The 7,969-nt window shown below is 52.7% G+C and carries 6 protein-coding genes; all 6 read left to right on the top strand.

What is annotated here, in order from left to right; genetic code table 11:
- Positions 1-60 precede the first annotated feature (60 nt).
- Entirely contained in the window at positions 61-324 is a 264-nt protein-coding gene (locus FGS84_RS29505) for a helix-turn-helix domain-containing protein (protein WP_002593789.1), read from the top strand.
- Positions 325-778: 454 nt separating this feature from the next.
- Complete coding sequence (locus FGS84_RS29495; RefSeq protein WP_347563911.1) at positions 779-2,248, top strand: DUF6138 family protein; 1,470 nt, start codon at positions 779-781, stop codon at positions 2,246-2,248.
- On the top strand, positions 2,245-3,627 hold the full coding sequence (locus tag FGS84_RS29490; RefSeq protein WP_138311731.1) for a DUF6138 family protein: 1,383 nt from the start codon (positions 2,245-2,247) through the stop codon (positions 3,625-3,627). Before FGS84_RS29495 ends, FGS84_RS29490 begins: the two co-directional genes overlap by 4 nt.
- Before the next feature lie 18 nt (positions 3,628-3,645).
- Positions 3,646-4,737, top strand: a complete 1,092-nt coding sequence (locus tag FGS84_RS29485) for an ankyrin repeat domain-containing protein (RefSeq protein ID WP_055180713.1) — start codon at positions 3,646-3,648, stop codon at positions 4,735-4,737.
- Between the two features lie 13 nt (positions 4,738-4,750).
- Positions 4,751-5,506: a hypothetical protein gene (locus FGS84_RS29480; protein ID WP_138311730.1), complete on the top strand. Its 756-nt coding sequence runs from the start codon at positions 4,751-4,753 to the stop codon at positions 5,504-5,506.
- Between the two features lie 30 nt (positions 5,507-5,536).
- Entirely contained in the window at positions 5,537-7,969 is a 2,433-nt protein-coding gene (locus tag FGS84_RS29475) for a hypothetical protein (RefSeq protein WP_138311729.1), read from the top strand.

Below are 7,969 nucleotides of genomic sequence, written 5' to 3'. Positions count from 1 at the left end.
CAGCATAAGGCAGCTACTCGAAGACCACCTCTTAGAACCGATTAGCAGAGAGGAGGACAGATGGCTTATTTTTCTAAAATTTATTCTTCAGATCTGCCCCATCGGGCTAAAGCTGTGTATATGTATTTGAAGGACCGGAGTAATACAGACGGACAATGCTATCCTGCGATTGGCACTATCGCAAAGGAATTAAACCTATCACGGAGAACTGTAGAACGGGCGATTCAGGATCTGGTAAAGGCTGGGCTTATAAAAAAGGAACAGAGGTGGCGTGAAAACGGAGGAAAAAGCAGTCTTTTATATACGCTGATAGACAGCAGCTAGAAGATACGCCACCAAGGGATTAGTTTGTTTTCTTGGTGGCATATGGGATATGGCAATATGACATATGAAGAGAAGGTATCACTTGAAGAACTATAATAATCAGAGAAAAAATTAGACAGTTATCTATAAAAAAGAAGGTGAGTGTGAGGTTAATGCGTATCAATTTTTGGTGAATATAAAACAACTTAGGGTAAGAAAAATATTTCCGAATAAAACAATATGTGGTATAATAAAAACAATGCTATGTGAACAAAAAGGGTGCTGCGATGAATCAATATATTGGACAGCAATTTGCTGCTTTAAGATACGAAAAAAATATTTTGGTTGTTGAAGAAACTACATCCGCTGGTGGATGCGGCTCCTTCAACGCGGCTTCTTCATGCCCTGCGTCAGCCTGTCTTTATGACAGTGCGGCGTGGGGCATTTTTTATTGTTCGGAAAGAGGTGGCCTGATATGAATTTACCAAAACGAAATAGTGCGGACGGGCGCTGTTACTGGATGAAGCTCGAGGTGCAGGAAGAACTGCAACCGCTCTTTGACCAGTGTATCCAGGATGCCATTGACGGGAGAATCACGAGGCTTGATTCCCTCTGGCCTCCGGTAGTGGTCAGCAGCGAAGGCGCGCCCTTTGAGGTGTGGCAACTGCTTCGGACATGGACCGAAGCGCAGCGGGCTGAGACCCTTGACGCGGAAAAGGCCATCGCCTTCAGCGAAAACCTGCGCCGCCAGAGCCGGTGGGGTGAAATTGACCACCATCTACTTGATATGCTGCAACGGGAGCTACAGGAGAAATATTTTATCGTGACAGGCAATGAAGATGACCACTTCTGGGATCGGGAGTATTCCCTAAAACCAGGTATCCGTGCAGAGCAGGTCCCGGAGCCGCTGCTGCGTTTCGCCTGCTATGTGGCGGTGAGCTATAAGGTATATGGTATGGACTTTCAGTATCTGGACGCCAATTACCTCTTTGGATTGGTGGAGAAAGTCCGTCCGGATATGGTGAAAAAGCTCCGGGAACATGGGACCGGCAGGCTGCCGATCTCTCTGCAAAAGAGAAAAACAGAGCACTTCACCGCATCGGCCAACGATGCCTTTGCTGTGATCCGTATTACTGCCAGGGACAACACGGAGGAATGCTGCCATGAAGTGCTGAACTACCTGTGTGAGATTCTGGCGCAGGAGGATTTTCCCCGCAGCTATGCGGTGGAGTTCAAAGGGCCGGAAAAGAGTTATCTTCCCATCACAGGACTGCCCAAAAAGGGAGTAAACCAGCTCTTTGCCTGTGCCGTGCAGTACCCCGGTCTCCACCCCCTGATGGAACGGTACGCCCGGCTTGCCATGCGGCAATATGAGCAGTACACCAATCTCAGCGATGAGCAGTGCGCGCTCCCCGGAAGTTTTGCCGTGTTCGCCCTGGGAATGCTGGGGCAAGAGTGGCAGCAGCTGGTATGGGATTATCTCGATCTCTGCGATGATGAGCACTCCCACTTACAGGAAAAATTCCTCCGGGAGTATGTGAAACAGTTCGGATTTACCGCCGATACCGTCCCTGTATTTGTCCGTGGGGTGCTGTCCATGCAGAACATGAAGTATTCCAAGGACTATACCGCGTGGATGGCAAATGCAGAAAGCCTGGGCGCTCTGCTGGAGGCAAAAATCCACCTGTCCGAGATCGTTCCAAGCGGTTTTTCCTCCGACGAGGATGATGACGAGGACGAGGAACCCGCTGAGGAAACAGAAGCCAGCTCGGAGGAAGTGCTGCAATACGCATGGGAAACGGTCTGCTATGTGATCTGGGGCAAAGCCAGCGCCAAGGGTGGTCAGAAAGTGGTGGAAGCAGCTTCGGAGGAACTGAAGGAACTTTACCGACAGATTTTTATTCCGATAACGGAGAACCTGGAAGGAAGTGGTGGCCTGCTATGAGTTTGCCGAAACGCGACGGCGTACAAGGTCGTTATTATTTGATCCAGAAACCAGATACGAACCCCGAAGTGCTGGAACACGCCGATCAGTGCATCCAGGATGTGTTGGATGGAACTGCAAAAGAAAACCATTCCGGCTATCCGGTGGTCGTTCGGAACCAAAGCGGAACGCCCTTTCTTCCCAGCCAGCTCCTGGAGCGGTATCTGTCCAAACTGCCTTTGAAGGGATTCCCCTATGAGGAAGCTGTTACATTCTGCGATGCCCTGCGGCGGCTGGTGGGCTGGAGGGAGATTGGCCACACCTTGGTAAAATACATCAAACACCAGGTGCAGGAGAGGTTTTTTGAGATTGGAGAGAATGAGGACTACTTTTCGCCTTTCCCGCTCTGTACCGCATGGCCGGAGCTGCGGCCGGAGGATGTGGACGAGAATCTGCTGCGCTTTACTTGCTATGTGGCGGTCTGTTATACGGTGTATGGGGCCAGCGATAATACGATTATAACCGAACACTACCTTGATCTGGTTTCCCAGCTTCGCCCGGATATGGTGAAGCAGCTGAAAACAGCTGGCAGCGGCAAATTGCCAAAGGACATCCAGCGGCGTAAGACGGAGCATTTCACCGCATCGGCCAATGATGTGTTTGCTACCATCCGCATCACCGCCAGGGACTCCACGGAGGAGTGCTATGCTGAAATTCTGGATTACCTGTGTGCGGTGTTGGAGCAGGAGGGATTTCCCCGCAGTTACTCGGTGGAGTTCCGTGGGAAGGAAAAACTCTATCTGCCCATTCCCGGTCTGCCCAAAAAGGGCGTCAATCAGCTCTTTGCCTGTGCTGTGCAACACCCCAATCTGCATCCGGCTATGGCGCGATACGCTCGTCTGGCTATGCGGGAATTTGAGTGGTACCAAAACCTCTCAGATGAAGCCTGTGCGATGCCCGGCACCTTCGCCGTGTTTGCCCTGGGGCTGGAGGGAGAACCGTGGGCACCGCTGGTGACGGAGTATCTGGATCTCTGCGATGACGAGCACTCCTCCCTGCAAGGGAAATTCCTTCATGCCTTGATCCGAAAGTTTGGGTTCCAACCATGGACGCTGGGGGTATTGGTGCGGGGCGCATTATCTATGCAGTGGCTGGAGCCTGCCAGAGAATTCCGCAGCCTGATAGCCAATGGGGAAAGCCTGGATGCACTGCTGGCAGTCAAGCGACGCTTTTCCGCTTATCTCCTGCCGGAAGAAAACGAAGACCCGAAATTCCGGGCCATCGCTTGGCAGAGCCTACTCTGGGCCATCTGGGGGCAAGCCTCTGAAAACGGCGGCAGCAAGGTCATTAAGACGGCTCCGAAGGAACTGAGAGAAAGGTATCAGGAAATTTTTCAATAGACTATAAGGAGGACTCGGATGAGTGAAGTAAGCTATTCAAATGTACCTCCCATGATGGCTGCCATCAAAAGTGGTGACATAGAGGCGATTCGTTCCCTGCTTCACGCAGGGCATTCTCCCAATGAGCCACAATGCTATCAGGTAATGATTGGAGATTGGCCGCGGGATGACGAAGCCTCTCCGCTGGAATTGGCTGTACTGGAAAATCGGATGGACATGGTACAGCTCCTGATCGAATGCGGAGCAGATTTGACCCATAACCCGGAAGAATTGCTTTGTGGTTCCCTGCGCAGTCAAGACCTGACCCTGTTTTCCTTTTTGGTAGATGTGGGAGTCAGAATCCCCGCAACGCAAAGGGATATATGCAGGCTGTTTCTCCACTTGGTGGATCGGGATGAGCCTAATGTACTCCCCATTTTGAAAAGGATGGGCATGGATTTGAAACAATACGGCGGTGAAGCCCTGCGCAGTATGGCGAGCCATGGAAATCAGCTGCTGGTGGAGTATCTGATTCAAAACGGGGCGGACATCAACTATCACAAGCCAGATATGGTGTTTCCCTACGCTTCGACTCCTGTCACTGAAGCTGCACGGCACAACGATTTTTCTATGGTGCGCTGGCTTGTGGAACAGGGTGCAGACATCACCATCCCGGATAAATACGGTGACCGGCCCTACACCGTGGCAGTACAGAACAAAAATCAGGAAATGGCCGCCTACTTAAAAGCTCTGGAGCCGGAGGAATGGCATAACGAACAGGAAAAGGCGCGTCAACTCATGCCTTACAAGCTGCCTGCCAAGCTGGTGGAATACTTAAAGACCGGCCCCTTGCGTCTGGAATTTCCAGAGCGGGAACTGGTGAAATGGGCGGAACTGTACCCCTACATGGATTTACAGGAGATGACCTGGAAACGGAAAAAGTTGCTCTCCCTTATGGCGAAAATGGACAATTACAGCGACTATTTGCTGCTGTGGAGTCCCAGAGATAAGAAACTCTGGTATCTGGACATTGAGCATAAGGAGTTTCATCCGTTAGCCAAATGGGAGGAATTTATTGCTGATCCCGGAAAATATCTTAATGGAATGATTGAGGGCGAGTTTGAGGAATAAGGAGAGAAGCAAAATGGAACAGGCATACTGCACCGCAGTTTTCTGGCGCGGTGGAGAAAAGATTGATCTGAATGGACTAAAACCAGATGCGGTACGGTGTCTGTCTGTGACGGGAGAGCGGAAGGTGAATCTGTCCTTCCTGCGAGATTATCCCAATCTGGAGGAACTGACCCTAATGGAAAAGTGTGAGGGTGTAGAAGTTCTCTCCGGGCTAAAGCAGCTTCATACACTGTCCCTATGGCTGTCGGCCCCTGTTTCCTGGGACAATGTTTCTCTCCCCGGCCTGCGTGTCCTCCACCTGCGTGGGGAAAAGAATGGCGACATCACCCCGCTTCTCACCAGCATTACCTATCTCCATTTGGAGGAAATGCGGAAAACGGAAGATCTTGCCCCTTTCCTAACTCTGGCGCCCCGGCTTCAGAAACTCTATCTCCAGTCACTCCCAGCTGTGCAGGAACTACCGGCTCTGGATGGGCTTCCTTCCCTTTATGCCCTGAAACTCTATGAGCTGCATAAACTAAACGATTTGTCCGCCCTCTCTCACAGCCATTTGCGCTACTTTGCCGCCTCTCTGATTGGGGATAAACTCTCCGCCCAGGCGCTGGCAGATGCTGTGATGGCGATTCCCAATCTGGAGGCAGCCGCGCTCCAGCTGGCGGATCGCTCCGAGCGGCGCTATGGCGGTGTCCAAAAAGCCTTTGCCGCCGCTGGGAAGTCCCCACTGCTGCGGGAGGAAATCAGTGCTTTGACCACATGGCTGTCGCTATGATGTAGGAATTGGAAAAAGGAGAAACTACCTATGGCAGAGTTCAAACAAATCATAGATGATGCGCTGGACATTCTGAAATTTGATGGAGCCGTGCAGGACACTCTGGCGGAACTTCGAGAAAAATGGGGCGCACAGGTTCCAGCGCTGCTGGATGAACGCTTTGATGCCGTTGGCGTCCAATATATGAAACTATCCCATGAAAAAGGGGCGGCAGCATTAGGACAAGAACTTTCTGCCTTCGGCTGGGCGCTGTATAACCTGGACGATGAGGACGAGTATCTGTTTGTCTTGCTCCCAGAGGAAGAACGCAGCGAATGGGAACGCTACTGCAAAAAGCAGGGGCAATATTGTCACCTGATGAAACAGCAAGGGCGAAAATGGGGCGACCATGCCAAGGAGCAGGACCCTGAGAAGCTGATGCCCTGCGAGGAATACATACTTCAGGATGAGTACGATTATTTCTTCAATTCTCTGGCGGGTGATTTTGCGGCGGGTAAATGGAAAAACCAGGATGCAGAAGAATGGAAAAGCGGCTGTGTGGCCGATCTGCGCCACCGTCCGCCGCAAGTAATCCGCTCCCACAGCTTGCCGCACCTTGGGTGCCTCACCTATTCCGCGGAAAATGAACTCTATGCCGCGTCCAGAGCCGCTGGCAGCGGGACTATTGGCCGGGCATTACTGAGCAAGAATCCAGCCACCCTCAACTGGGCCGAACCGTCCCCCATTGGATATGACGGTCCACCCCGGACCCTGTGCTGGGCTGACCATTCCCTCTGGGTGGGTGATCCCACCAACGCTACACGGATCGAACTGACTGACCGGGGTACCTGCCAGGATGTGAAAAACTGGATTCTGCCGGAAGATGGATGGAGCACCAAATACCATTGCGGCATTACGACAGACGGGCTGGGCCGGGTCTACTTTTCCAACGAGTGGTACAAGGGACAGATCTACCGCTGGGAAAACGGCAAGGTAACAAAACACACATTCTCTCTGGATGGATACGACCATCTCTCCGAGGCCGTTCCCGTTCCCGGCACAGGCCGCATTACCATGATCCACGCAGTCAGTGGCCAGGGGCGGATGGAAGAATGCCTGCTGGAACTGGATATGGACACCGGGCGGTGCCGAATTGCCCCCCTGCCCGGCATGGGCGAGGGGTTGAAAATTCGCTGGTTTACCGGGGACTGGCTGCTGGTGCAGGGGAACGGCGAAATCCTCTCCGATGACTTTGCCCAGCTCATCAATAGGAACACCCGTGAAGTGCTGCGTATCCGTCCGGGAATGTTCGGCGGGGAGAAAATACAGCACATTGGAATACTCACCGATAGCACGGTGGTCATCGTCACCCGGCGGGATAGGGTTGGGCCGGTATTTCGTTATCCCATCGACTTCTGGGGCTTCCTGCGGACGGCAAACAAGCCCAAAAAGCTGGAATGGCGGGACTACAAAGAAGTGTACCCGAATCTGCCCATCTTTCTACCGCCCAAGGCCACAGAGCGAAAAATCATTCTCAAGAAAGACAGCCTGACCATCCTGGGGTCGGTATTTACGCCGCCGTTTACCCTTTCGCAGCTTGCGGGAAAGCTGGGACCCGCCCGCATTGTCCTGCAAAATGGAACACGGAAAAGCCCCATGACTGGCCGAGAGAGTTCCTATACCCAGGCACTTGCTTTGTGGGACGAGCTTGGACTCCAGGGCTGGTTGGATGAAGATGAGCAGACCATCAAAACCCTTGGTGTCCGGGTGGCGGCACAGGGAGAGTATGCGGTCCGGCAGACATTTGACGGAGCGGTTTGGATCGGGTCCAAGGACTACCGGGAGGCCAGCTGGAAGGATTTCGCCGGATTTGCCCATACCCTCAAATTAGGCGGCTTTACCGTTTATACCCGCTTGCCGGGTCCTGTTCCAGAGGAGCAGTCAGCGCAGAAAGCAAAGCTGGAGGCCCTCTCCGCCATGGTGCAGATCAGCTGGAAAGAGCCAGAGAAAAAGACGGCGAAGGCGCAGAAATACAAGGTATCCAAGCCGACGGAACCAGTGCTGCACTTTGATACCTTCAACTTCAAGCTGGCGGTCATGGAAGTCCTGATGTACGAGAAAGGCTTACTGGCTCCTAAACTGGATGCCCATGAGTTTGCCAGAGAGTATAGCCGACGCAAGATCGACATTGACGCGGAAGGGTATGAACCCATCCCGGAGATTCGGAAGTGGCTGGAACAATACCCTGTCCCGGAGCGGCTGGCCCGGTCGGTCACAGAGATCGAGATGGATGGCGGCAGCGAGATTTATACCCAGCTCTGTCCGTTCTGGGATGGCGAGGATGGAGCCTTTGATCTTAATACCATTACTGAGGCGGAACTGCGCCAGTTCCCCAATCTCAAACATATTACCCTCATGTCCTCCAAGCCGGAACAGGTACTGCCGGTTCTGGAACGGTGCGGTATCAAGGTAGACTTGCTGTGA

It is taken from the genome of Clostridium sp. 1001271st1 H5 (genome assembly GCF_005845215.1).
In the GTDB taxonomy this organism is placed as follows: Bacteria; Bacillota; Clostridia; order Lachnospirales; family Lachnospiraceae; genus Enterocloster.
This window is presented reverse-complemented; position numbering and strand designations above follow the sequence as displayed.